This is a genomic window from Bradyrhizobium diazoefficiens, assembly GCF_016616235.1.
Taxonomy (GTDB): domain Bacteria; phylum Pseudomonadota; class Alphaproteobacteria; order Rhizobiales; family Xanthobacteraceae; genus Bradyrhizobium; species Bradyrhizobium diazoefficiens_H.
Genome location: NZ_CP067100.1, coordinates 6,506,221 through 6,532,083, shown reverse-complemented (window position 1 = coordinate 6,532,083; position 25,863 = coordinate 6,506,221). Strand labels below are relative to the sequence as shown.

Genomic DNA, 25,863 nt, shown 5'->3' with positions numbered 1-25,863 from the left:
GCACATCGCCCGAACTGTTCCGAATTCAAGCGGCCGCGAACGTAATTGTTACGCTCGTCGAAGCGATGAGTAAGGCGCATGATCAACTATCGACCCTCTTGGCTCGATTCTGAGCTCGAGATGTACCGGGACACGGTCTGTCGCTTCATCGACAAGGAAATGGCGCCGCTGGATGAACAGGCGCGCGAACGAGGCAATGTCGGGCACGAACTCTGGCTGAAGGCTGGAGCGCTTGGACTTCTCTGTTCGGACATCCCGAGCGAATATGGCGGCGGCGGAGGCGATTTTCGGCACGAAGCGATCTTTTACGATGCCATGGCGCGCCGCGGCTTGACGGGAATGAACCCCTCTGTCCACACGGTCGTAGCCCACTATCTGCTGAACCACGGGACCGAGGAGCAAAAGCGGGAATATCTGCCGCGCTTGGCGAGTGGGGAACTCGTCGGAGCCGTTGCGATGACCGAACCGGGGCCGGGTCGGATCTTCAATCGATTCGAACTCGCGCCGAAAAGCGTGCCGACGGCTACGTCATCAACGGTTCCAAGACCTTCATATCCAACGGCGTCCTTGCGGGTTTGGTGCTCGTCGTCGCGAAGACCTGTCCGGCCGAGCGAGCGAACGGAATGTCGATTGTCCTGGTCGAGACTGCCAAAGCTCGCGGCTTTCGGGTCGGCCGCGTGCTCGATAAGATCGGACTAAAGGCGCAGGATACTTGCGAGCTGTTCTTCGACGAGGTCCTGGTGCCGGCCGCAAATCTGCTTGGCGGAGTGGAAGGGCGTGGCTTCTATCAATTGATGTCAGACTTGCCTTATGAGCGCACCATCATCGGCGTGATGGCTGTGGCGGCAATGGAGGGCGCTCTCGAGGCGACGCTTGCGTTTGTTCGGGAACGCAAGGCGTTCGGAAAGTCGATTGCCGAGTTTCAGAACACCAAATACAGGCTGGCCGAGTTGGCGACGATCACGAAGGTCACGCGCAGCTTCGTCGACCAGTGCGTCGAAGCATTGGTTTCCGGTACGCTCGATGCAGCCACGGCTTCGATGGCCAAACTCTGGGCGTCCGAGCAGCAGGGGAAGGTCATTGACGAGTGTTTGCAGCTGCACGGTGGGTACGGCTCCATGAACGAGTACCTCATCGCACGCATGTATGCCGACGCACGCGTGCAGCGCATTTACGGTGGAACCAGCGAAATGATGAAGGAAGTGATCTCCAGGGAGCTCTAGGATTTGGGGAATCTGTCCAACGCGTAAACTCGATGGCCGACCCCGATAGGCCGGCGCGCTGAAGAGGGTGTCATGAAAGCAGTCTTGGTCGAAAACTACGATCGCATCGAAAATATCAGGATCAGGGACGTGGCTAGGCCGGACTTGTCAGCGGGAATGGTCCGCGTTCGAATCCAGGCCGCTGCCGTCGGTTTCGTGGATGGCCTGAAGGTGCAGGGCCTCTACCAGACCAAGGACCCTTTGCCATTTACGCCGGGGTCGGAGTTCGCCGGGGTTGTCGACGAGGTAGCCCCAGATGTTGCGGGCTTCGCGCCCGGTACGCCGGTCATCGGAATGGTCAGAAATGGCGGTCTTGCCGAATATATTTGCGTGCCGGCCGCGGACCTTTTCGTGACTCCAAAAGGCATAGAGCCTGAGGTCGGCGCCTCGTTCTTCGCCAATTACTTGACGGCACTATATGCACTCAGCGCCCGGGGAAAGCTGCAGAGCGGCGAGACCCTTTTGATTCTGGGTGCCGCCGGCGGGGTTGGAATAGCGGCTGTTCAGGTCGGGAAGTTGCTGGGTGCCCGCATCATTGCGGCCGCTTCGACTGAAGAGAAGCGACAATTTGCGATTCAATATGGGGCAGATGCGGGCCTGGATTACACGCACGAAAGCTGGCGCGACGAACTCAAGGAACTCACCGACGGTCACGGCGCGGACGTAATCTACGATCCCGTCGGAGGAGAGCTGAGCCTGCAGGCATTCCGTTCGATCGCCTGGAATGGTCGGCACCTGGTGATCGGCTTCGCTTCAGGGATTATTCCAGCGCTGCGGTTCAATCTGCCTCTTCTAAAAGGAGGGGCGCTGTTGGGTGTCGACCTGGCGCAGATTGGTCGTCGTGAACCGGATGTGCGAGATCAAGTCATCGCCCAGCTATTCACTTGGCTAAGTGAGAAGACGCTTGTTCCCGTCGTAGGAAAGGTCTTTGCATTTGAGGAATTCCACCAAGCGTTCAAGGCGATGACGACGCGCTCTGCCCTTGGAAAGATGGTTGTCCGGATCGGCTGACGATCCTCCTAGATTGGTTTTTTGGAGAATCCTCATGAATGTTTCGGACGCGCTGAATTCCCGGACCTCTGTGCGGGCATTCCTGGAGAAGCCCGTCCCCGGCGAGGTCGTCAAAGACATCCTGCTTGGGGCTAGTCGTTCGCCATCCGGCGGTAATCTACAGCCGTGGCATGTCTGGGCGCTAGGCGGCCAAGAGCTCGCACGTTTTAAGGCGTTGATGGCCGAGCGGATCAAGATCAGCCCGATGGGCGAGCCGCCAGAGTACAACATATACCCGCCAGAACTGAAGGAGCCGTATAGAAGTCGGCGATTCAAGAACGGCGAAGATCTTTATCGCACCATCGGGATTCCGCGCGAAGACAAAGCTGCGCGTCTCAATCAGCTCGCGAAGAACTTCATCTTTTTCGGTGCGCCTGTCGGCCTGTTTTTCGCCATCGATCGCCAGATGGAGCCTGGGCAATGGGCCGATCTCGGCATGTACATGCAATCCATTATGTTGCTCGCTTTGGAGAAGGGATTGAGTACCTGTCCGCAAGAGGCTTGGGCGCTGTGGCACAAGACCGTCGCGGAATTCATCGGGTTGCCCTCCCATCTGATGCTCTTTTGCGGCATGGCTCTCGGCTACATGGATCGAGAGCATCCGATCAACCGACTGCGCGCAGATCGTGCTGATCCATCGGAATTCATGACAATCCGTGGATTTTGACCAGGGCTTCGACTACAAGATCCGTCGGATATCGAGCGTCCGCAAATTGATCAACGGCCTCGCCAGGAACGTGCGGAAGATCCACTCTGAGCAGTAGCCCGATGTACTACGCCACATCAAGAGGCTCAGAACCCCGCAAGGATATGTGAGGGTTGGCCCGCGAGGGACATTGCAAAGTCCTCGCAACGTACAGGCCGGAGCTGCACAACGCCTTGAGCGCAGCTCGCCATCCTGAACCACAAAACCTCTTTGGCCATGTGCGTCCTTACCCGCGCTCGAACCATATTGGAGGCGAGCGATCTCGAAACAGCGAGGTCGCCAATGACAACGGACCGTAAGAAAGCTTTTCGGTAGCTATCCATTCTGTAGATGCGGCCCATCAACACAATCGATTTTACCAATCCTATAAGGCCCCGCATAAGAAAGACGTTGGTCTGGAGAAAAGCCTTCGGCCAATCAGAATGGTGTTTCGATCTTTGCCGAGAGCCGGGGGAAGTTTCGGTGCATCTCGAGCATCAACCCAGTGCATCTTAGTCCGGCCACGTGCTTGGGCGGGTACTGCGGCCCGTAGGCCCTGCCACTGTCGACGGAAGCTGTCGCAACAGCGACGTCCGCCGAGGTTGACTCCTGCCCGTTCGCCGAAGACGGCCGGGCTTCTTTTGTGTGTGCCATGTACGAGCGACAGCTTCGAGATGGAATTCCACTATCCAGCTATCCGCTTTACCGATCTCTTGCGAAGGAGGCTGGGCCATGACGCTTGGCTCTCAACGGATCCAATGGATGGAGTTCATGCCGGCAGATAACTCGACACCTCGCGGCTCGTCGATCTGGATCGAGTGTCATCGATCCTGCAGAGGCAACTTGCGGTGACGTGCCCAAGCACCCCCGACCGCGGCTACACTGTGGCTGTTCCAAAGAGTCGCAGTTGCTATGGCTCTCCGTTCGCCACGCATACGCGCCTTACCGCCTCCTGCTGCCGCCACATGCTTGTATTCGATGCTGCTCGCCCGAACCGCGCTTCGGCCGGCGGAGCTTGGATTTGGCCGCAGAATCCAGAGCACCCAAATCCGCAACAATCATTGAGCACCTTCAATCGACGGTCTCAAGAAAAGTCTAGCTGCTCCAAAAACTCTATTCTTGAATATGGGGGATGTTGATCCGCATGTGTGGGATTGTAGGCATTTTGGGGCGCCAACCCGTTGCGGAGCGGTTGATTGAAGCGCTTACTCGCCTGGAATATCGCGGCTATGATTCAGCGGGAGTCGCAACGCTCGACGCCAATCATCTTGAGCGCCGGCGCGCCGAGGGCAAGCTGAAAAATCTTGAGACCAGCCTCCGCCGCAGTCCGCTGCCCGGTCACACCGGTATTGGTCATACCCGCTGGGCCACTCATGGCAAGCCCACGGAGTACAACGCGCATCCGCATACGACGGACAATGTCGCGGTCGTCCATAACGGAATCATCGAGAATTTTCGCGAGTTGCGCGCCGAACTTGAGCAGAAAGGTGCTCGATTTGTTTCCGACACTGACAGCGAGGTGGTGGCGCACCTGGTCGAATCCTATCTGAGGGAGGGCTACTCGCCCCAAAAGGCAGTGAAAGCTTCCTTACCGCGACTGCGCGGGATGTTTGCCCTGGTATTCCTGTTCAAGGGGCACGACGATCTCATGATCGCTGCACGGAAGGGATCCCCGCTCGCGATCGGGTATGGCAATGACGAGGTTTATGTCGGTTCGGATGCCATTGCGCTCGCGCCGTTCACCGACGCCATCACTTATCTTGATGACGGGGATTGCGCCGTGCTTACCCGCAAGATCCACGTCATCTACGATGCCAAAGGGGCAGTCGCGCGCCGCGAGACGCTGAAATCGGGTGCGTCGTCGCTCCTGGTTGACAAGGCGAACTATCGGCACTTTATGGCCAAGGAGATCCATGAGCAGCCGAAGGTGATCGAGCAGACTCTGGCGCGCTATATCGACGGAGCCTGCGAACGCGTTGCTCTACCGCTCGAGCTGCCGTTCGACTTCAGAGACGTCCGCCGCATCACGATCATCGCTTGCGGCACAGCGAGCTATGCTGGCTCCGTCGCGAAATACTGGCTCGAGCGCTTTGTCCGCGTGCCCGTTGAAGTCGACGTCGCCTCCGAGTTCCGCTACCGCGAATCTGCCATGGGCAGAGGTGATCTCGCGATCTTTGTTTCGCAGTCGGGCGAGACCGCAGATACGCTTGCTGCGCTCCGCTACGCCAAGGCGAAAGGTGCACACACACTTGCAGTCGTCAATGTACCAACGTCGACCATCGCTCGCGAGAGCGAAACCGTGCTGCCGACGCTGGCCGGCCCGGAGATCGGCGTTGCCTCGACGAAAGCCTTTACCTGCCAACTGATAGTGCTGGCGGCGCTTGGGGTCGCGGCCGCCAGGGCGCGCGGCGAACTGTCCGAGGATGAGGAGATCGAGCTGGTGCGCGGCCTGGTGGAAATTCCTCGCCTGATGGCGGCGGCGCTCACCACCGAACCGCAGATCGAGAGGCTTGCGCGCGACATCGCGAAAGCACGCGACGTACTCTATCTCGGTCGCGGCACGAGCTTCCCGATCGCGCTAGAGGGCGCCCTGAAGCTGAAGGAAATCTCCTACATCCATGCAGAGGGGTATGCTGCGGGCGAGCTCAAACACGGCCCGATCGCGCTAATCGACGAGGCCGTGCCAGTTGTGGTGATCGCACCGCATGACTGCTTATTCGAGAAAACGGTCTCAAACATGCAGGAAGTGGCAGCGCGCGGCGGCAACATTGTCCTCTTGACCGATGCCAAGGGCGCTGAGGAGGCGACACTGGATACGTTCGCCACGATCGTGCTGCCGGACATGCCTGCCGTCTTCACGCCGATGGTCTACGCGATCCCCGTGCAGCTGCTAGCCTACCACACGGCCGTCGTGATGGGCACTGATGTCGACCAGCCGCGGAATCTCGCCAAGTCCGTGACGGTCGAATAGGGAGGACGGAAGCCGTCGATCGCGTCTTGTCGCCAAACCGGTCTAGAGAATTATGTTAGAGCATTCACGACCGGCCAGCGCCGCCAAACTTAGGCGGTCAAAGATGCCAGCGTCTGCCGCTTTCGCGTTCGAATCTGCGCCGAAGTCTAACAGGTTTTCGACACGCGCCTTCAGGAGGCCGACGACATGGTAACTTCGCTTGCATCTGAAGCGGGCGACAAGGTCGTTGCGCTCGGACCACTCGGCCTGCACTCGGATGTGGCCGTAGCGAGTTCGTCCGAACCGGCGCCGGCCATTTCAGCCCCCGCGCTACTGATAACGCGCTCGCGTGATCCGGCCTGACGCCGGGTCACATTACTCAAGCAGACGAATTCGAGATCGCCGCGATGGCCTTTACCGACATTTTCATCAAGCGTCCGGTCCTGTCGGTCGTCGTCAGTCTGCTGATCCTGCTGATCGGCTTCCGTGCGGCGATGGTATTGCCGATACGGCAATATCCGAAGCTGTCGAACACGGTCATCAACATCACGACCGTCTACCCCGGCGCGTCCGCGGACTTGGTTCAGGGCTTCATCACCACGCCGATCGAGCAGGCGGTCGCCTCCGCCGAGGGCGTCGACTACATCACCTCATCCTCGGTGCTCGGCACCTCGACGATTCAGGTCTATATCAAGCTGAACGTCGACCCGAACCAGGCGCTCACCGAGGTGCTCGCCAAGGTGAATTCGATCAAATATCTGATCCCGAAGGAATCCAATGATCCGGTCGTCACCAAGACCACCGGCCAGACGACAGCGGTGATGTATCTCGGCTTCTCCTCGGAGGAGCTGTCCGGCTCGGCAATCTCCGACTACCTGACGCGCGTGGTGCAGCCGGTGCTGTCCACTGTGGACGGCGTCGCGTCTGCCGACATCCTCGGCGGCCAGACCTTTGCGATGCGGTTGTGGCTTGACCCGTTGAAGATGGCCGGCCACAACGTGTCGCCGACTGATGTCGCGGCCGCGATCACCGCAAACAACTTCCAGTCCGCCGCCGGCCAGACCAAGGGCTATTTGATCGTCTCGAACATCACGACGAACACGGGCCTGACCGACGTCAACCAGTTCAAGAAGTTGATCGTCAAGGCCAAGGACGGCGGCTTTGTGCGGATGGAGGATATCGCCTCCGTCGAGCTTGCCGCGCAGACCACTGATGCGAGCGTGGCCTTCAACGGCGAGCATGCGATCTTCATCGGTGTGCAGGCGACGCCACAAGGCAACCCACTGACGCTGGTGAGGGGCGTGCGCGCGCTGTTTCCCGAGCTGGAGCGCAACCTGCCGCCCTCGATGAAGATGAAGGTCGCCTACGACTCGACCAAGTTCATCCAGTCGTCGATCGATGAGGTCGAGAAGACGCTAGGCGAGGCCGTAATCATCGTAATCGTGGTGATCTTCCTGTTCCTGGGCTCGTTCCGCTCCGTGATCGTTCCGGTCGTCGCTATCCCGCTGTCGATGATCGGTGTCTGCACGCTGATGCTGGTACTGGGCTTTAGCTTCAACTTGCTGACGCTGCTCGCCATGGTGCTCGCAATCGGTCTCGTGGTCGACGACGCCATCGTGGTGGTGGAGAACATTTATCGCCATCTGGAGGAGGGGAAGACTCCGGTGCAGGCGGCGCTGGAAGGCGCGCGGGAAATCGTCGGCCCGGTCGTCTCGATGACGATCACGTTGGCCGCCGTGTACGCCCCGATCGGCTTCCTCGGTGGACTAACCGGCTCGCTGTTCCGTGAATTCGCCTTCACGCTCGCCGGCTCGGTGGTCGTGTCGGGGGTGATCGCGCTGACCCTGTCGCCCATGATGTGCTCGGTGCTCTTCAAGAACAGCGACGAGAGCCGCTTCGCCATGCTCGTGAACAAGGTGTTTGGTGCCTTGACGCGCTGGTACGGCCGCAAGCTCGACCGCTCGCTTGACTACAAGGCGGTAACGGGCCTATTCGCCATGACGATCCTTGGCCTCGTTGGGTTCCTCTACTTGCACACCTCGAGTGAGCTCGCACCCGAGGAAGACCAAGGCATCGTGTTCGCGGTGACCAAAGCACCGAAATACGCCAACAACGACTATCTCGATTTCTATGGCGACAAGCTCGACAAGAAATTTCAAAGCTTCCCTGAGACCGATCTGCGCTTCGTGCTGAATGGCATCAACGGCCCTCAGAACGGTATCGCCGGCATGCTGCTCAAGCCCTGGGATGAACGGAAGCGCTCCTCGATTCAGTTGAAGCCGCTGGTCCAGGCCGAGCTCTCCAAGATCGAGGGTGTTCAGGCCTTCGCCTTCAACCTGCCGCCGCTGCCGGGCGGCCCGGGCGGTTTGCCGGTGCAGATGGTGATCAATTCGACCGCGGGTTTCCAGGCCGTCTATGAGCAGATGGAGAAGCTGAAGGATGCCGCGCGCAAGAGCGGCATGTTCATCGTCTCCGACAGCGATCTCGCCTTCAATCAGCCGACCGTGAAGGTGAACGTCAACCGCGCCAAGGCGCAGGACCTCGGCATCAATATGCAGAACGTCGGCAGCGCGCTCGCGCTCCTCGGCGGCGGCAATTACATCAATCGCTTCAACCTGGAGGGCCGTTCCTATCAGGTGATCACGCAGGTACCACGCGCTCAGCGGCTCTCGCCGGAATCGCTCGGCAACTACTACGTAGCGACCAGCACCGGCCAGCAAGTGCCACTATCGACGGTGGTGTCAATCGAGACTACGACTGCGCCGAATTCGCTGACCCACTACAACCAGCTCAACTCGGCGACGTTCTCGGCGGTGCCGATGCCCGGCGTGACCGTCGGCCAGGCGGTCGACTTCCTTGAAGGCGAGGCCAAGAAGCTGCCGCAAGGCTTCAGCCATGACTTTCTCGCCGACAGCCGGCAGTATGTGCAGGAGGGCAATCAGCTCGCGATCACCTTCGCCTTCGCGCTGATCATCATCTTCCTGGTGCTGGCGGCGCAATTCGAGAGCTTGCGCGACCCGCTGGTCATCATGATCTCCGTGCCGATGGCGATCGTCGGCGCGCTGATCCCGCTGTTCTTCGGCGTCGCCACCATGAACATCTACACTCAGGTCGGCCTGCTGACGCTGGTCGGCCTGATCACCAAGCACGGCATCCTGATGGTGGAGTTCGCCAACGAGCTCCAGATCAACGAGCGGCTGGACCGCCGCTCGGCGATCGAGATGGCGGCCCGTATCCGCCTGCGGCCAATCCTGATGACGACGGCCGCGATGGTGACCGGCCTGATTCCGCTCCTGACCGCGACCGGCGCGGGCGCTGCCAGCCGTTTCTCGATCGGCCTTGTGGTCGTGGCCGGCATGTCGGTCGGCACCCTGTTCACGCTGTTCGTGCTGCCGGCGGTCTATGTGGTCCTAGCGACCGACCACCGTGCCAAGACCGGGTCCGTGCGGAACGAGCAGATCGAGGAGCTGGGTCTCGGCTCCAAGGCGCTGCGGCCGACCTGAGGCGGGATCGATTGAAGATGCAATGCGGCAATGGTCATTGCCAAGGCGCATTCGCGCCGAAGCAAGCGTCAGTTGTGGCGGAGATGAGAGCACTTCCAGTGGGCAGGGGCTGCGCCGCAAGATAGTTGTCTGATTGATGCAGCGATCTCGATGACTGACCCAAGGGACGGACTACCTGCTCAGCCGGTTGGCTTGATTGACACACCTCTTCGGAAGCTGCGAACGTCCGACCGTTCGGGCTGAAAAGCCTCAACCAGAACTGGCACGGCGCTCGCAGGATTGCTGTCGCCACATACGAAAACATCAACGGCCGCGTAGGACCTCTCAGGCCAAGTATGTAAGGTCATGTGCGATTCAGCCAACAAGGCTATTGCCGAGACGCCGTCGCCTGGACAAAATTTATGAACATGAAGGTGGAGTAATGTTGCACTCGCCGCATCGATGGCTTTTCGGATTGCGTCTTCCGCAATGTCCGGATCGTCCAGGTTTTTCGCTCCCCATAGCTCGATAAGCATATGCGTCGCGCCGGTGGCCAGAGGCGGTGGTACTTCTTGGTCGCTATCAATAATCATTGAGGAATCTCCATTCAATTGCCGGCTCAGTAAAATGAGCTGTTCGGGATTTAGATGACGAGGTGATCAGGCGGCGCGTTTTGCCGGTACGTTCATGACCTCAATGCCGCATCAAGGACTTGGGCGTCGTCTCAAAGGCACAAATCAGTTGTACGCAATCGGTGTTTACCGCTTGGGTGCCGTAGGAATCCGCAGCCCGGCGAGCGCCCAAGTCCGCTTTCGTGAGGAGAGCACCAAACCGTGGCAGGCACCCGTTGGTTGCGGGTGCCATGCAGATTGGCGCGTGTCGACTACAAGATCCGGTAGGTGCCAAGGCAAATTCGAGGCCCTACACGTCCGGCCTGTATTGCCCTGACGTCATCGAGCAAACAGTGGTGAACGCCTAGGGCGGGAAGCTAAGAAACGACCAAAGGGCACCACTATGTCTGGCCGATACCGGGGCTGACCAATCCATACCCGCAATCAAGATCATCGGCGTTCTGATTTGAGGCCCCAGAAGGCGATGAATGGGGGACGCGTTTGCCTAGCCGAGATCTATCCGAAAGAAATCCGTATGTGGAACGTCAAGCGATCGAGGCGACCACGTCGATCGATCGCATTGCAAGATCGGATCCGGAGAGAATTGCGCTGAGGAGCGGCGCAGACGAACTCACTTACGAGGCGCTGCGACTAAGATCGGATGCCCTCGCAAGGAGGCTGCGAGAGCACGGCGGTCGGGGCGCTGTCGTCGGGTATTGGGGTGAGCGCGGCTTGGACTGGGCGACGGCGGTCGTCGCAATCTTGAAGGCCGGATCAACGTACCTACCGCTCGATCCATCGTTACCGGCTTCACGTACGTCGTTCATAATTGAGCAGAGTCGCTGTGCCCTCATTATTGGTCCCGACCAGCAGCATTCGCTCAATCTGCTCCAGTCGAGGAGCGAAGGCACCATCCAATTCATGCCGATAGAGGCGGAGCTGCGTGAGCGCCAGCCGTCGTCCTTCGTCCCATCATCGAGCGCGGATGGACACGCCTACATTCTGTTTACGTCTGGTTCAACGGGCCAGCCTAAAGGCGCAATGATTGGGCGTGCAGCCCTCAACAATCATTTGGCGGCAAAAATTGATGCCCTGACCCTCACTCGAATGGATTGCATTGCCGAGACGGCATCGCATTGTTTTGACATCTCGCTGTGGCAGCTTCTGGCAGGGCTTTGCGTCGGAGCCAGTATCGCGATCATTGATGATGCGACACTGAAATCGCCAGTATCTCTTCTCAAAGCAATTCAAGGGTACGGCGTGACGGTTGCTCAATTCGTCCCGTCAATGCTTGCAGTATTTGTTGAATATCTGCAGCGCCTTGCGGCGGCTGAGCGAGCTCTGGACAGGTTGCGGATTATTTCCACGGTTGGAGAACCCCTAACACCCGGGCTGGCGCGCGCCTGGCTTACGCTATATCCGCAGATCCCCATTCTAAACCACTACGGGCCGACCGAGTGCGCCGACGGCGTTACGCACAATCTGGTTTCCGTACCTCCCGCGGTGGCGGACACTTATGTGCCGATCGGCAAGCCGATTGCGAACCTTCAGGTCTATATCACCGATGGATCTCGTCTGTGCGACACGGGAGAGGTCGGCGAAATCTGCGTTAGCGGTGTTGGTGTCGCCACTGGTTACGTCAATGACCACATCCGCACCAAGGATGCCTTTGGGCCAAACCCATTCTCGAACGACCCGCCGTTCGGGCGCCTATACAGGACAGGTGATCTTGGGCGCGTTCGTTCCGATGGCCTTTTGGAATGTCTTGGTCGACGGGACCGTCAGGTCAAAATCCGCGGGCACAGAATTGAGCTGGGAGAAATCGAGGCGCGGCTCTCCGCTCATCACTTGGTACGTGGCGCTGTCGCGGTGGCGTCCGTCTGCGCAGGCGTAAAGCTTACGGCGCGAGACATAACCAGTGCCGAGGGGGACACTGGATCGAGACGAATCGTCGCGTATGTGTCAGCCCCGGCTGAAGTGACGCAATGCGAGCTTTTGGACTTTCTTGCCGAAACGCTTCCCACCTACATGCTCCCAGAAAGGATTATCCACGTCGGCGGTATTCCACGGACCAGAAACGGAAAGGTCGATTTTGGAGCATTGCCGGACCCGACCAGTGTTCGCCCTGCAATGCCGACGCCATTCGAGGGGCCGCGAACAGAGCTTGAAGCCAAGCTGTGTCAAATCTGGTCAGGCGTTCTGGGCATTGAGAACATTGGTGTGAATGATCCCTTCATAAGCCTCGGTGGAGACTCGCTACGGGCTATGCTCATATTGGGCCAATTGCAGACCGAATTCGGAGTGAGAACGGATTTCAGGCTCGTCCTGAATGGAACGATCCGATCTCTTGCGGCTTCGATCTCGACCCGAGGCGCGTCCAAACCATGCATAGGCCCCGCATACGGAAAGCTTACGCGATCGCCTCTGACGCGAGTTCAGGAACACCTGTGGTTTCTCTCCCAGCTCGATCCGTCTGCCAAGAACTACATCATTCAAGGCGGCCTGCGAATAAGAGGCATCATCGATCTGGCCGGGTTCAATCGCGCCTGGACCGATGTCGTTCGCTTCCATCAGGCCCTTTCTGCACGCTTTATCGACGAGGATGGTCCGGTCCAGCTCTTTGATGCTCCGCAATGTGAAAATCTTGAATTGGCTGATGCATCTCATCTGTCGGCGCAGGAAGCTGAGGAGCTGATCGCAGAGTTGCGGCGAACAGAGCTGAACGGCAGCTTTGATCTCAGCCAGGGCAATCTGTTTCGCGGGCGCATGATCCGTTTTGGCCCTGACCACCATCTGATACTGATCAGCGCTCACGAAATTATCATAGATGCCTGGTCGATCTCTGTTCTGCTCAGAGACCTTCGACAAACGTACCTACATCCCGCGGCGCCTTTGCCAAAGAACCGCGCCTCACTTTCGACCTACGCGGTCTGGGAAAAGCAGCACGCGCCTCCAGAGGCGCTGGCCAACCAACGCAGCTATTGGCGCCGCCAGATTGGTGATGATCCGCCGGTGCTTTCGCTTGGAACAGGACAGGCGCGGCCGCAGACAAACTCTCACCGCGGCGCCTCGCATGGCGTGCTGCTCGGCAGCGAGCTCTCCAATCGGTTACGGGAGTTTGCGCGCCAACACAGGTGCACCCCGTCGACAACCCTCCTCGCGTGCTTCAAGCTGCTTCTGCGGATGTATAGCGGTCAAGACGACGTTATCGTCGGCATACCGCACGTCGTACGGGATCAAGCCGGCAGTGCCGACATTGTCGGCTTTTTCCTGAATATGCTGCCAATCCGCTCCGCGATCGATGTCGGTCAGTCCTTTGCGGTTCATGCCTTGCGCATCCAGGGCCTGGTCAGCGATGCCATCGCAAATGCGGCATATCCGTTCGGCTGGATGGTAAGGGATAGTCGGCTGTGTCGTGAAGCGGGACGATCGCCGATCTTCCAGGTCATGTTCAACATGTATTCCGAGGCTGCGGAGCCGGCTGGTCAGCATGAGCTCGATCTGACATTCCGCGAATACGACACCGGCTATGTAAAATTCGATCTGACCTTGTACGCACAAGATCAGGGCGATGAAATTGCGCTGCAGCTAGCATATGCAGAAGACATATTTTCCAGCGATCTCATCGGCCGTATGGCTGATAATCTGCGCTGTCTGATTGCAGCCTGCGTCGAGAATCCGCTTGCGCCCGTTAAGGATCTGAGCTGCCTCAGCGCGACGGATGTCGTTATGCTGGACTCGCTGGATGGCTCGGCGCAGTCATACTCGACTGAATGTCCGATTGTCGAAGCGTTCGAGCAGATCAGCGCCTCACATCGCAGCCAGCTGGCATATTTTGGTGATTTCGGTGCGATCACATTCGGCGATCTGCGTGAGCGCGTAACAGCAGTCCGGTCGCTACTGCAGGCGTCTGACGTCGGCGCCGGCGATAGGGTCGCCTTGCTGGTCGACCGGTCGCCTGACGTGGCCGCTGTTATTCTCGCGGCACGAGCCTTGCGGTCTATCGTTGTCCCTATATCGCCGGATTATCCACGTGAACGGATCGAAGATGTCCTGCGAGATAGTCAGCCAAAGCGTCTGGTTCACGCAAGTGCCATTGACCTTGGCTTTGACACTCCGTCGATTTCTTTGTTGGACCTAGAAGGGTACGGCACGTCCGCGCACCATTCTGAGCGCATCGACACACCGTCAGATGGAGGAATTGCGAGCCTTATATACACCTCGTCCTCAACCGGAAAGGCGAAGGGGGTCCTGATACCGGAATCGGCAATTCTCAATCGGCTGCACTGGATGTGGCGAAGCGCTCCCTTCGACAAGTCCGACGTAATGGTTGTCCAGAAGTCCGCATCACTTGTTGCGTCGGCTTGGGAATACTTCGGGGGGCTTCTGAGAGGTGTGTCTACGCTGATCCTGACCCGGGAGCAGTTGCTGGATCCAGATCTGCTGTTGAGCACGTTGGCGAGATGTCGCGCGACGCATTTATTTGCTTCGCCGTCGGTCCTGACCGGCCTCATTGCTTCCCAAGAACGGCAGCGGCGCGCCACCTCCCTACGGCTGGTCACATGCAGCGCTGAACCGATGCCGTCCTCGCTCCCGGTTCGCTGGCGTGCGCTTTTCCCGGATGTGCCGTTGTGGAATTTCTATGGCGCTACGGAATGTGCCTCCAATGCCTCGATCTACAAAACATCGGATGCCGACGACGGCTCGTCGCTCGTCCCGGTTGGGCATCCAATCGATAACGTCAAACTCTACGTGCTCGATGATAGATTGAAGAGAGTCCCTGTCGGAGCCGCCGGCGAACTCTGCATCGCGGGACACTGCGTGAGCGCCGGCTACTGGCGGGATCAGGAACGGACAGACCGTTGTTTCGTGCCGAATCCTTATGGTGACGGACAATACAGCGTTCTTTATCGAAGTGGTGATATCGCACGGATCTCAACCAGCGGCCTTCTCGAGATTTGCGGCCGATCCGACAACCAGATCAAAGTACGGGGCTATCGCATTGAGCTGGAGGAAGTCGAAAAGGCCCTTGAATCTCATCCGGCAATCGCAAAGGCCGCGGTCGTCGCGCAAGGTATGGATGACCATCGTCACTTGATCGCGAGCCTGGTTCCCGTGCGGGACAGGCTATGCTCTGAGGATCTTGTCGCCCACCTGCGCCACACATTGCCGTCCTACATGATTCCCGCCGCCTTTCGTTTGGTTGACAGTATCCCCCTTACGGCGAACGGAAAGATAGATCGTGCTCACCTGTTGTCCATTCCTTACCGCGACGTCGGGCTTGGTCTGTCTGCTGAGCCCCGTACGAGGAAGGAGCGTCTTCTTGCCGGGATCTGGCAGGATCTACTGGGCGCGAAGTGGGTTGGAATTGGCCACAGCTTCTTTGATATCGGTGGAGACTCTCTTCTAAGCGTGCGCTGCGTCACGCTGGCGCGCGCAGCCGGGCTGAATCTTACTGTTGACCAACTCTATCGAACCCCGACCATTAGGGAATTGGCGGCAGATGGAGCGACGGTTACACACCATACCGTCACTTCCGCGGATGGCTCGTTGCCAGTTATCCCCGCGATCGCATCTTGGAAGCCTCTTGTCGGCTTCGATGAGCACTACAACATAGGCGATCTGTTCTTTCTGCCCGGCGGGATCCTGGATATCCCGCTGCTGGAGCGCGCCCTTGCCCATGTTATGGATAGGCACGAAGGCCTCAGGCTCCGTATCGCCCGAACCGACGATGGCCTACGTCTGACGATCGCAGCTTCGGTGGCCGAACGCCTCGTGGAGGAGGTCAATCTCGTCGGAATGACCAGCCTGCGGCAGCGTAAGGCAATCGAGAGCATCTCAGCAAGACGTCAACATATTTTTCGTTTTGACGGCCAGACTCCTCTTCTTAACGTCACAGCCTTCCGCACATCGGAAAGCGGCGATTACTATCTGCTGGTCCTGATGCATCATTTCGTTGCGGACGGGATAGGCTATCGATTGTTCCTGGAAGCATTGGATTCGGCCTACAACGCGATTAGCTCAGGCCAGGCCGTGAGTAGTCCCGAGAACATGCAGATGCTCTCTTCATGGCTAAAGCGCCTTGAGCACTACGCGAACCGCGAAGCGCCAGCCGAACTCGAATACTGGGAGGGGATCGACTACCATCAGTTCAATTTGGACGTCAGCCACACCTCATCGGGCGGCGCGAGCTTTTCGGACGTGACCGCTAGAGAGCTGCATTATGCACGCCTTGAAGGCCGCAAGGATGACGCGAATTGCCGATTCCTTTGGGAAGATCAGGCGAAGCATCATCTGGAGATTGGCAAAGAAGCGACAGCTGATCTCTTCAATATTGCAGCCAGATCGGCGCATTGTAAGGACATCGACGTATTTCTTGCGGCCATATCCGGCGCCTGTGGACGTGTTTTCGGCAACTATTCGCTCTGGATTGATAGCCTTACCTCGACCCGAGGTCGGCTGTTTGAAGATATTGATCCATCGCAGATCATTGGCCACATCAGCGAACTCGTTCCGCTTTCCTTGAGTCTCGCCGGAACGGAGTCCCGTCCCGATCGGGCTCATTCAATAAATCGCCAGCGCAATGTCCTGCCGCGCAGGGGAATAGGGTTCCGGGGCTTGAAATTCCTAAACCGAGATCCAGCCGTGCGGAGCCGGATCGATCGTCTGCCCTTACCCAAAATTGGACTGAATTATCGAGCGGGTTTGCAGCGCCATTTTCCGCGCCGCCTCCTGACCCATGAGCCGTCTCCAATCTGGATCGGCGAAGACATGGATGAAGCGGCCGCGAGTCACCTCTTCTGGTTCGATGTTGGATATCAAGCTGGCGCTCTACAAATTGAAACAAGGTATGACCCAACCCAGATCGGTTATGAGGTGACTCAAAACTTTTGCACCGTGTTGCAGCAGGAGCTGTTGCTGACGATCGACGAATTCGGAGGAGCCCGCGACACTGTCATCCATGAATGAGCAGGATGCGTAAGTGGTCGTCGAAAGCGTTCGAGATGTGATGGCAAACAAGAAGAACATCGATCTATCGGATCCCAACCTGTCGGGCCTTATCCTGCGGCTTGCGATTCCGTCTATTGTTGGCCTATCGATCAACGCGCTACAGCAGGCCGTCAATGCGATCTTTGTTGGCGCACTTGGCGCGCAAGCGATCGCAGCTGTCAGCATGACCTTGCCTGTCGTCGTCCTGCTGACGGCAGTCGGTCAGGGTATCGGTGTTGGAACAGCCTCGTTCATATCTCGCCATCTTGGTGCTGGTGAGTACCTGGAGGCGAGTAGAGGGGCGAGTACTGCACTGGCTCTGGCCGCTCCGATCGGTATCATGCTTACGGTTGTTCTCCTGCTAAACTTGCGACGGATCTTCGTAACGCTCGGGGCAACTCCAACTATCATGCCCGTGGTGCTCGACTATGCGGCGACGCTTTTGTTCGGGTACACCCTGATGCTTCTAAACATCGTCAACGGCTTCATCGTGAGGGCCGAGGGCAACACACGCTTCAGCATGTGGACGATGATGACCGCCTTCATCCTGAACGCCGTGCTCGATCCGGCCTTCATCTTCTTGCTGGGCCTCGGTGTGCGAGGCGCAGCCCTCGCAACACTGGTATCTCAGATCGCTGCCATTAGCCTCTATATCGCGCATTTTTCGAAGCTGCGCGGGATAGTCCTCGTCAAGCTGTCTTACATCTCGTTGCGAACAAGTCGCATCAGGAAGATCGCGTCTATTGGAGCGCCTGCGACCATGACGGGCATCTTATCTGCCATTGCGTCTATGCTCTTGTACGGAGCTGCTGCGCCATTCGGGGACGATTGCATCGCGGCGATAGGGATAGGTGTGCGATTGCTGACCATCGGCGCACTGCCTATCACCGGCTTTTGTATGGGCTCTCAAGCTGTTCTGGGTTTCGGTTGGGGCGCACGCGATCTGCCTCGCGTATTGAAGGCCGCAAAGCTCATGCTTTCCATGAGTGTCGCACTTTCGGCTGCATATTCTGCGGCCGTTGTGAGCTTTGCCCGACCTTTGGTCAAGCTGTTCAGCGATAGCGAGAACGTCACGGAAATTGCCGTCTTGACCTGTGTCGTCTTCCATCTCTTTTTTTGGCTTTTTGGTATTGAGAGTTTCGTGACGTCGATGCTTCAGTCCTTCGGGAGAGCACGCCTTAGTGTGGTTGTGCCCTTGGCGAGGCACTGCTATTTCTTCATACCGGCCGTACTGTTGTTACCACTAATATCGGGCTTTAACGGACTGTTGGCCAGTCAGGCAACCGCTGAGCTGGGCGCCGGAATGGTCGCGACGCTTGTGATGTTCCAGCAGTTTGCTGAGCTCAGACGATCGCTCCGACATCCCACCTCAGCTGCGATCGCGAATTGAATTGACGTCGAACATCAGCGAGGCCTCGGCATTGAGCCTACAACCCGAAAAGGTGTTGCGCTCCTGGGAATGACGAAGGTGGTGTGCAGAGCCATGCAGCTATAGTGGTACCGCTTGGCTTGCCCGAAGCTGATGCAAGCGGGCCCGGCCTCTTGAGCGGTGCTAGGGAGCCAAAGTATAGAGCCGAGTACCGGCCCCGCCGTGCTCATCGCGCGTCTGCTTCGTGCCCGGCACATGGACCAGTGCAATGGTAGGCTCAACACGGCCAGCTCTCACCGAGACACGCTTGCGCCCCACAAGGTCAACAGTGCAAGCTGCCGTCAACCCTGGCGGTCGACAATCTTGATGCGTCGTTGTCGGTGCGTTTCTTGCTGATCTCGAGACGAAGCAAGGCGTCAGCGCGTTAAAACGCGCAACTCAAGTTTGCCGGCGCCTTGGTCTCTCTGCCGGCTCTTGTCTTTTTGAGGAGCAAGCTCATGGGCTCCTGCCGGGCCTGGCGGCACCAGACAAGGGACCACAATTCGTACATCGCCTGACTTGGCCCGAAATTGAAAGCAGCCTCGCTGGCAACGATCTGGTAAGTTCGCGCCCGTCAGGTCTGCTCATCATTTTTCGTGGAAGTCGGTTCTGAAAAGTTGCCGTGGCCTCCGTCAGGAATACGCGAGTTAGGCGATCCGGGCGGTTGATCCGCTGCCGGAAAGTCATCGCCCTTTCCCACCCTCGAGTGGCGCTTGCGAATAAATGCCTTGAGCTCGTCGTAGGCGTCAAGCAGGGGCGGCGTCAGAGAGAAGAATGCACCCAACACCAAGTACGATGATGGCATGACGGAGCAAAACGCTGTCGTCCTCATCAAGGTGGTGACCGCGTCTGATGAAGACGGGCGACCGGCAGCTGAATCCCTTCCGACCGTTCGACCTGCGCGGTTGGCGCGGCGGGATCATGATCACGACGAACAAAACATTGACTAACAGCCATATGCCGAGAACAATGAAAAGCGTTTGCATCTTGGGCCATTCCGTACTGATCAGTGATATAGACGAAGTGCTGTTCTGACGAGCTGCCGAGCAGCTGACGAGCTCATCTTCAGGGGTTCATAACGAGTGACAGCAATCGCAGCCAAATTCCGCCCTTGCTGTCGCGCCGCGGAAGAGCCGACGATCATCAGAAAAGGTTTCCAAGCGCCAAGTCGATGGTTTGTCAAAATGATCTCGGATGTCCTATTCGCCAAAGCAGCCGCCCGATCGGCAGCCAGCGCATGGTGGTGGCTTGGCCGCTTGCGGAATGCTCTGGCACCAGCACAGAGTCTTGCGAAGCAGGCTGGACGGTCTGAGAGGTTCATTATTGTCATCACGCATCAGGAAGCTGCCGACGGTCGGACGCGGTCCGTCGCCTACCTGTATGACGATACAAGCTTACGCTACGTGCGATTCAAGTCCCCTCGGGATCCGCTCTCAAAAACATGTTGAAACTGTTCGGCCCTAGAAGGCCGCTCGAACAGAGGCCCGGCCAACGCCCTAAGAGGGTTCAACTCTGTTGGTTTTGGGGTCCTCAGACGTGGTTCCGCTAATCTGGTGAGTGCATGCTCGTTGGGCATTTGGCAGGGAACGAGAGTCACCCGGTCGATCGACATAAGTATGCTCACGCGATCGGCGCGGGCATTCTAGGAGTCCGGAGCCGCGTCTCCCGTCTCTCGTGTGCATATGGAATTAGCCGCCTATGGCAGACGAATCGAACCGGAAAATGACAGGACTGCGTCAGACGTGCCATCTTGCAGAGAGTTGGTGACCCCAAATACGGCGGGCGCCAATCAACGAAGCGGCCCCATGCGGCCTAGCCGTTAGCTTAAGCAAACCAATGCGTGCTTTCGGCCTTGAACTGCCCGAAAGCACGCAACGTCATTCTCGGGTCTCGGCTCGACTTGAGCCCAGGATCCGCGATTTCGAAGCTTGGAACGGAGAGCGGGCAGTTTCAATCAAAGTTGTAGGAGGCCTGCAGGAACGTGCCCCATCGCTCCATGCGATAGTTCGCAGGAAAGACCCCCAAGGCAACAGGAGAGCTGTCCTCCCGTTGGGCTTCATTGGGGAGTATCTTGCTATGTTTTTGAGTCCACATGGCCCAATATCGGGCGCCGATACCGACGCTGAAATTGTTGGTGAGGAAATATGAGAGAGTACCTTCTACCTGCACACCACCGCCACCGCTCCCGCGTTGATCGCTGAAGAACGTCAAGTCTCGCAACAGATGATTGTCACGGCCCTGGAAGTTTGTCCAGGGCAGGTAAGCAACATCGGCGCTGACGCGCCAGCGGTCGAGCAACGTGGTTTCAGCACTCAGACCGATGCGCAGCGCATTCCAATCAGTGTCTTGGCTGCCGATGACCATCTTTCCGCCAACTGCTTGACGGCATGGCGGTGAGGAAGCGATCTGCGTGCATCCTGTCGTGTCAGAGTTCTGGCCGTAGTAGGTCCAGCCCATGAACCCGCCGACTTTGAAGGCGGTACCGCGCAAGAAATCGTAACCCGCATCGGCCGTGTAGTACATGAATCTTCCGTTCGCCTGGCCCGATGTCGTGTTGGAGTAGGCGAAGCCCGCGCCCCAATCTTCATCGTTCACATTTCCGCTGTTGAAGCGGCCGACGCCGATATTGCCCTTCAGGAATATCCCCCATGGGCTGTCCACACGTTCGAACAACTCACCGGAGATCCCATCCAGCTTGTGATAGGTGAGCCTTGATGCGAGCTCGCTCCCGAAGCCCCATTGAAACTTTCCGCGACTCAGCCAGAAGCGTGTGCCGCTTTCCTGCGACCAACCCCGAGTGAAGGCAACCGGCGGCGCGCTGACGGGCGGCGTCGCCCCGTATAGCGGCCGGTCGAACCATGCCGGCATCCGTGGGTCGGCATCAAAATGGTAGTTTAGGCTAATTTTGCCGATATGATAGCTGCTGGTCGGGTGGGTGATGTTGGCTGGGACGGTTGCCAACGGAAGCCTTGCGGTCGGAGGGGTTGCCACACCTGGTCCACCAAACCACAGATAATCGTACTCAAGTCCAACGGACCATGCAGGCGTAATCGCCTGCTCGACGCCGGCGCCGATTGTGCCGCCGACCCGACCATACTCGAAATGAGTTGCATTCTGTGGCGCCCAGCTAAATTCCTGGTTGTTGACGACATCGCCCTGATTGTGTTGCCAGGCCACACCTCCCTTGAGATAAGCCAGCGTATGTCCCTGCGAGCCGAATCCGTAACCGAGGCGCCCGGTGCCGGTGACAAAGACGTTTGGACTCGCATTGCAGGTTGCGCTCACAACAGACCCGGAAACGGCAAGACAAGTGTTGGTACCGTCCGACGCAGCGCCACTGGCATCCACTTCAACGCCAAAGACCCAGCGGTCCTTCTGCCAATTGTAACCGATCTGACCTCCCAGCAGGAACACTGGCGTATCGACGAGGTCCCCATAGAGTGACGGACCGTACGGATCCGTGAATGATGTCCGGCCATAGCCCCCGCCGACGTGCGCGCCGAAATATCCTCCGGTCCAGCTCCACAGCACCGGTGGGGGTTTTACTGCCGGCTTAAGATATGCCGAATTGACCGCACCGCTTGCAACGAGCGCAACTGTTGCTGCATTCCAAGAAAGAACTCCAGATCGCATCTCACCTCACGAAACACAACGCGCGCGCCATCTTGCAACCAAGCCCGAATGGCCGATGTTGTTGGCGCCGCCTCCACGCCGCTTAATGTGTGCAGGATCGAGGCCAGCAGGCGCGATGCGCATCGCCTGCGGTTTTTTCGTCGGCGATGTCGTCTTCTCCTGTCAGGGATGGCGGATTTGAAACGCAATGCGTCTGATGACGGACACAAAGCGCGCGCCGCATGCTTGGCGATTCCGGATTGAATACGTCACCGCTCTCTTGCGAAATAGTTCGTCTCTTGCTCCAGCGGCCTCGCAAGCTTGCAATTATTGTTCTTTGAGCTGAACAAGGGCAATGCGAACCCTCAGCGGCCAAGGCGGCCAGTGAGAACTTCCGTTCGAGGATCACGCATCTCGAATGATTAAGCGATTCGGCGGCGTAAAGTATCGATATTTGCCGGCGAGCTTTTCATTAACGAACTGAAGGCCGTGACAAATGGATTCTGCAATCTCGAAGCCGGTGCTGTCCTGCTAAGCGCGCGCTGCTGACTGTCATCATTACCAGCAAACGCAGGCGTTGTTGATGGCCGATGTTGTCGGGTTTGTAACAGCGGTCTGCGGCTAAGTCGGGATCGCAACAATGTTCGGATAGGCCGCTCGCGCGCACTATCTGCTTTCAATTGCATGCATTTGTTTCTCTGACGCAGCCTTGGCACGATCATTGCCAAACCTTGGCCGAGCGCCATCAACGCCGACAGGGAACTCCGAGGGGAGCATGAGTACCGTCACTACTGGCAGTGTCGCGGAAATCAGGGGCTGCGCGGAGCAACCTATCCGCAATAAGCTGCTTATCGAGCACGCGCTGAAGGCAGACCCGGAGAAGACCGCGAAGAGGCGCGCCTGGCATGTTCGCTTCACTCGTATGCGCGTGAACGAGCCAGGCGGCGGAGCTAGGTTCATCCGCTGCAGGGACGTTGGGCAGCGCGACCTCTCAAAGGCGTTCGCAGCGATATTCAGAACACTGCATTGTGCGGACGCGCTAACGAGGGCTTCGGTGAAGAATGCTCTGCTGACGATTGGTTTCGGATTTAAGCATTCCCTGGCGCTCTGTCGCGTCTCTCGTCAACACTATCCATATTCCCAGGCGGGCGTCATTTTCGCAGCCGGTCGATGATCTCGCGCGGCATCTACCTGTCCACGTTACAGCGATACTGCAGCCATCCAACACAGGCTGGCTCTACGCGGAGATGAACGGAACCGTCGCGAAAGCAGTCGCCCTTGGAATGATCTCGTCCGGACTCCTGGCTCAGATCGCCGCAGTATCGGAGTATGTCCGCGCGGCCATTCTTGTGAGTCATGATACATAGCAGGAGATATAGCATGAGAGTGCCGGCCAAACTGCCGTCCAATCGACGCTTCGGCCTCACGTTTTGCGCCGTATTTCTTGCATTGGGCGCATGCGTGGCCGTCAAGGGACAAGTCGCTGCCGCTTACGTGTCGCTCCTTGCGGTTAGTGTCGCATTCGGCGGCATAGCATTGATCGTCCCGCGAATTCTCACGCAGCCCAACCTACTCTGGTTCTACTTCGGCGAGTTCCTTGGACGGATCATCAGCCCGCTGGTTCTGGGCATCATTTATTTCGGGCTTCTGGTACCGATCGCCTTCATCGCTCGCTTGCTCGGGCGCGATGAGCTTCATTTGAAGCGACGACCAGTCGCAAGTTACTGGATCAGTCGTAGCCCGCCAGGTCCGACAGGTCAGTCCTTCACACACCAGTTCTGAGGCGCATATGTTTCTCTTCATCAAGGAACTCTGGGCTTTCATGCGTGTTCGCAAAAAGATGTGGCTCGCCCCCCCAATTCTTCTCATGGTGCTCATAGCCGCTCTGCTAGTTCTGGCGCAAGGCTCTGTCATGGCGCCGTTCGTTTACACGCTGTTCTGACCAGTGAATATTCTGGGTATCTCAGCTTACTACCACGACTCCGCCGCTTGTCTCGTCTCAGACGGCCAACTGGTAGCTGCCGCGCAGGAAGAGCGCTTTACGCGGAAAAAACACGATCCAGGCTTTCCTGCCTGTGCGGCTCGTTACTGTCTTCGCGCTGCAGGGCTATGTCCAGCGGACGTCGACTATGTAGTCTTCTACGACAAGCCCTTTAGTAAATTCGAGCGGATATTTGAAACCTATCTAGCTTTCGCGCCGAAGGGATTTAACAGTTTCGCAACGTCGATGCCGGTTTGGCTGAAGGACAAGCTGTTTCAAAGAACGTTGATTGCCGAGGCTCTGAACGAGCACCTCGGGAGTGATGTTGATTGGTCGAGGCGACTCCGCTTTTCAGAGCACCATCTCAGTCACGCAGCGTCGGCGTTCTTCCCGTCGCCATTCCACGAAGCCGCGGTGTTAACGATGGATGGTGTCGGAGAGTGGACGACAACCTCGCTTGCGATCGGTAATGGAAAGGAACTGTCGGTCTACAAGGAGATTCACTTTCCGCATTCGCTTGGCTTGTTGTACTCAGCGTTCACTTACTACATCGGTTTCAAGGTGAACTCCGGTGAGTACAAGGTAATGGGACTGGCGCCCTACGGCGAGCCAAAGTATGTGCATCTGATAAAGGAGCACCTGATCAACATCAAGGAGGATGGGTCATTCCACCTGGACATGAGCTTCTTTGACTATTGTACCGGACTAACAATGACCAATGGTCGCTTCGAGACGCTATTTGGTGGTCCGGCCAGACGCCCGGAAAGTGGGTTGACGCAGAGGGAGATGGATCTAGCGGCCTCCATTCAGGCCGTTACCGAGGAGGTCGTCCTAAGGCTCGCAAAAGAAATCCGGACCACAACCGGCCAGAGAAACCTCTGCCTCGCAGGAGGAGTGGCGCTTAATTGTGTGGCGAACGGAAAGCTCATGCGGGAAAAACTCTTCGACAACATCTGGATTCAGCCGGCGTCTGGCGACGCCGGCGGCGCGGTGGGCGCAGCACTGGCTGCCTACCATCTCATGCTTGAAAAGCCCAGGAGCGTCCCTGCGGGCGACAGCATGAACGGCGCGTACCTCGGACCGGAGTTCAGTCAGCGCGAAATCGAAGAGCGTCTAGGAAAAGCCGGCGCGGTATTCACGGCGGAAATCGATGAAGCACTGATCGACAGTGTCGCACATGCTCTGATCGACGGTAAGGCGGTTGGATGGATGCAGGGGCGGATGGAGTTCGGCCCGCGAGCGCTCGGCGGACGTTCCATCATTGCTGATCCCCGCTCACCGACTGTCCAGAAGCAGCTAAATCTCAAGGTGAAGTATCGCGAGTCTTTCCGCCCATTTGCGCCGAGTGTTTTGCGAGAGGACGTGTCGCAATGGTTTCAGCTTCATTCCGACAGCCCCTACATGCTCCTTGTGGCCGACGTGCTGAACACGAAGCAGTTGCCGATGTCAGAAAAGCAAAAGCAGCTCTTCGGCATCGATAGATTGAACGTCGTGCGCTCGGAAATTCCGGCCGTCACACACGTGGACTACTCCGCGCGCGTGCAGACTGTGCACAACACGACCAATCCGCGGTTTCACAGATTGATATCGAAGTTCAAGGAACTAACCGGATGCCCTGTTCTCGTGAACACCTCATTCAACGTGCGAGGAGAACCGATCGTTTGCACTCCAGAGGATGCGTTCCGCTGTTTCATGGGAACGGAAATCGAAATGCTGGCCGTCGGCAATTCGCTCTTACGGAAGGAAGACCAGAGCAAAACGCTGATGAAGAACTATCGTCGTTGCTATGAACTCGATTAGAACGCGAGGCGTTCAAGCTGTGCGCTTGGCAG

The 25,863-nt window shown here is 57.9% G+C and carries 13 protein-coding genes and 2 pseudogenes; 13 read left to right on the top strand and 2 right to left on the bottom strand.

All coding sequences use genetic code 11. From position 1 onward, the window contains the following. Positions 1 to 78: 78 nt before the first annotated feature. The 7 genes and pseudogenes from JJB99_RS36470 to JJB99_RS31025 form a co-directional block, all read left to right on the top strand. A pseudogene (locus JJB99_RS36470) lies at positions 79 to 378 on the top strand (acyl-CoA dehydrogenase family protein); the annotation flags it as partial. Further along, a pseudogene (locus tag JJB99_RS36815) lies at positions 264 to 677 on the top strand (acyl-CoA dehydrogenase family protein); the annotation flags it as partial. The pseudogenes JJB99_RS36470 and JJB99_RS36815, both read left to right, overlap by 115 nt. Further along, a complete protein-coding gene (locus JJB99_RS36460; RefSeq protein ID WP_246775048.1) occupies positions 678 to 1,223 on the top strand; it encodes an acyl-CoA dehydrogenase family protein in 546 nt (181 codons plus the stop codon). 72 nt (positions 1,224 to 1,295) lie between these two features. Further along, entirely contained in the window at positions 1,296 to 2,273 is a 978-nt protein-coding gene (locus JJB99_RS31040; protein WP_200298503.1) for an NADPH:quinone oxidoreductase family protein, read from the top strand. 34 nt (positions 2,274 to 2,307) lie between these two features. Continuing rightward, the gene (locus JJB99_RS31035) at positions 2,308 to 2,979 is read left to right on the top strand and encodes a nitroreductase (RefSeq protein ID WP_200496006.1); all 672 of its coding nucleotides are present in this window, start codon (positions 2,308 to 2,310) and stop codon (positions 2,977 to 2,979) included. A gap of 1,162 nt (positions 2,980 to 4,141) precedes the next feature. After that, complete coding sequence (gene glmS / locus JJB99_RS31030; RefSeq protein WP_200500370.1) at positions 4,142 to 5,968, top strand: glutamine--fructose-6-phosphate transaminase (isomerizing); 1,827 nt, start codon at positions 4,142 to 4,144, stop codon at positions 5,966 to 5,968. 386 nt (positions 5,969 to 6,354) lie between these two features. Further along, positions 6,355 to 9,450: an efflux RND transporter permease subunit gene (locus JJB99_RS31025; protein WP_200496005.1), complete on the top strand. Its 3,096-nt coding sequence runs from the start codon at positions 6,355 to 6,357 to the stop codon at positions 9,448 to 9,450. A gap of 179 nt (positions 9,451 to 9,629) precedes the next feature. Here JJB99_RS31025 and speD read toward each other — a convergent pair whose 3' ends face one another. After that, the gene (gene speD, locus JJB99_RS31020) at positions 9,630 to 10,022 is read right to left on the bottom strand and encodes an adenosylmethionine decarboxylase (RefSeq protein ID WP_200496004.1); all 393 of its coding nucleotides are present in this window, start codon (positions 10,020 to 10,022) and stop codon (positions 9,630 to 9,632) included. A 555-nt stretch (positions 10,023 to 10,577) separates the two neighbouring features. On the opposite strand from speD, the gene JJB99_RS31015 reads away from it, so the two are divergent. The 3 genes from JJB99_RS31015 (at position 10,578) to JJB99_RS31005 (ending at position 19,473) form a co-directional block, all read left to right on the top strand. Next, the gene (locus JJB99_RS31015) at positions 10,578 to 17,009 is read left to right on the top strand and encodes a non-ribosomal peptide synthetase (protein ID WP_246775047.1); all 6,432 of its coding nucleotides are present in this window, start codon (positions 10,578 to 10,580) and stop codon (positions 17,007 to 17,009) included. A 13-nt stretch (positions 17,010 to 17,022) separates the two neighbouring features. Further along, entirely contained in the window at positions 17,023 to 18,420 is a 1,398-nt protein-coding gene (locus JJB99_RS31010; protein ID WP_246775046.1) for an MATE family efflux transporter, read from the top strand. An 870-nt stretch (positions 18,421 to 19,290) separates the two neighbouring features. After that, on the top strand, positions 19,291 to 19,473 hold the full coding sequence (locus JJB99_RS31005; RefSeq protein ID WP_200496002.1) for a hypothetical protein: 183 nt from the start codon (positions 19,291 to 19,293) through the stop codon (positions 19,471 to 19,473). 915 nt (positions 19,474 to 20,388) lie between these two features. On the opposite strand, the gene JJB99_RS31000 is transcribed toward JJB99_RS31005, so the two are convergent. Continuing rightward, positions 20,389 to 22,071 (bottom strand): outer membrane beta-barrel protein, encoded by a 1,683-nt coding sequence (locus JJB99_RS31000; RefSeq protein ID WP_200496001.1) that lies wholly within the window; start codon positions 22,069 to 22,071, stop codon positions 20,389 to 20,391. Positions 22,072 to 23,430: 1,359 nt separating this feature from the next. Here JJB99_RS31000 and JJB99_RS30995 point away from each other — a divergent pair. From JJB99_RS30995 to JJB99_RS30985, 3 genes are read left to right on the top strand one after another with little or no spacing between them, the layout of a single operon-like run. Continuing rightward, positions 23,431 to 23,832: an SxtJ family membrane protein gene (locus JJB99_RS30995; RefSeq protein WP_200496000.1), complete on the top strand. Its 402-nt coding sequence runs from the start codon at positions 23,431 to 23,433 to the stop codon at positions 23,830 to 23,832. 7 nt (positions 23,833 to 23,839) lie between these two features. Then, positions 23,840 to 23,992 (top strand): DUF5989 family protein, encoded by a 153-nt coding sequence (locus JJB99_RS30990; RefSeq protein ID WP_200298512.1) that lies wholly within the window; start codon positions 23,840 to 23,842, stop codon positions 23,990 to 23,992. A 3-nt stretch (positions 23,993 to 23,995) separates the two neighbouring features. Beyond that, entirely contained in the window at positions 23,996 to 25,831 is a 1,836-nt protein-coding gene (locus tag JJB99_RS30985) for a carbamoyltransferase family protein (protein WP_200495999.1), read from the top strand. Positions 25,832 to 25,863: the final 32 nt, after the last annotated feature.

Bases quoted from the DNA above. Each gene is read 5' to 3' on its own strand.
- JJB99_RS31040 (WP_200298503.1), top strand. From the start codon at position 1,296: ATGAAAGCAGTCTTGGTCGAAAACTACGATCGCATCGAAAATATCAGG.
- JJB99_RS31035 (WP_200496006.1), top strand. From the start codon at position 2,308: ATGAATGTTTCGGACGCGCTGAATTCCCGGACCTCTGTGCGGGCATTC.
- glmS (WP_200500370.1), top strand. From the start codon at position 4,142: ATGTGTGGGATTGTAGGCATTTTGGGGCGCCAACCCGTTGCGGAGCGG.
- JJB99_RS31025 (WP_200496005.1), top strand. From the start codon at position 6,355: ATGGCCTTTACCGACATTTTCATCAAGCGTCCGGTCCTGTCGGTCGTC.
- speD (WP_200496004.1), bottom strand. From the start codon at position 10,022: ATGATTATTGATAGCGACCAAGAAGTACCACCGCCTCTGGCCACCGGC.
- JJB99_RS31005 (WP_200496002.1), top strand. From the start codon at position 19,291: ATGAAGACGGGCGACCGGCAGCTGAATCCCTTCCGACCGTTCGACCTG.
- JJB99_RS31000 (WP_200496001.1), bottom strand. From the start codon at position 22,071: ATGCGATCTGGAGTTCTTTCTTGGAATGCAGCAACAGTTGCGCTCGTT.
- JJB99_RS30995 (WP_200496000.1), top strand. From the start codon at position 23,431: ATGAGAGTGCCGGCCAAACTGCCGTCCAATCGACGCTTCGGCCTCACG.
- JJB99_RS30990 (WP_200298512.1), top strand. From the start codon at position 23,840: ATGTTTCTCTTCATCAAGGAACTCTGGGCTTTCATGCGTGTTCGCAAA.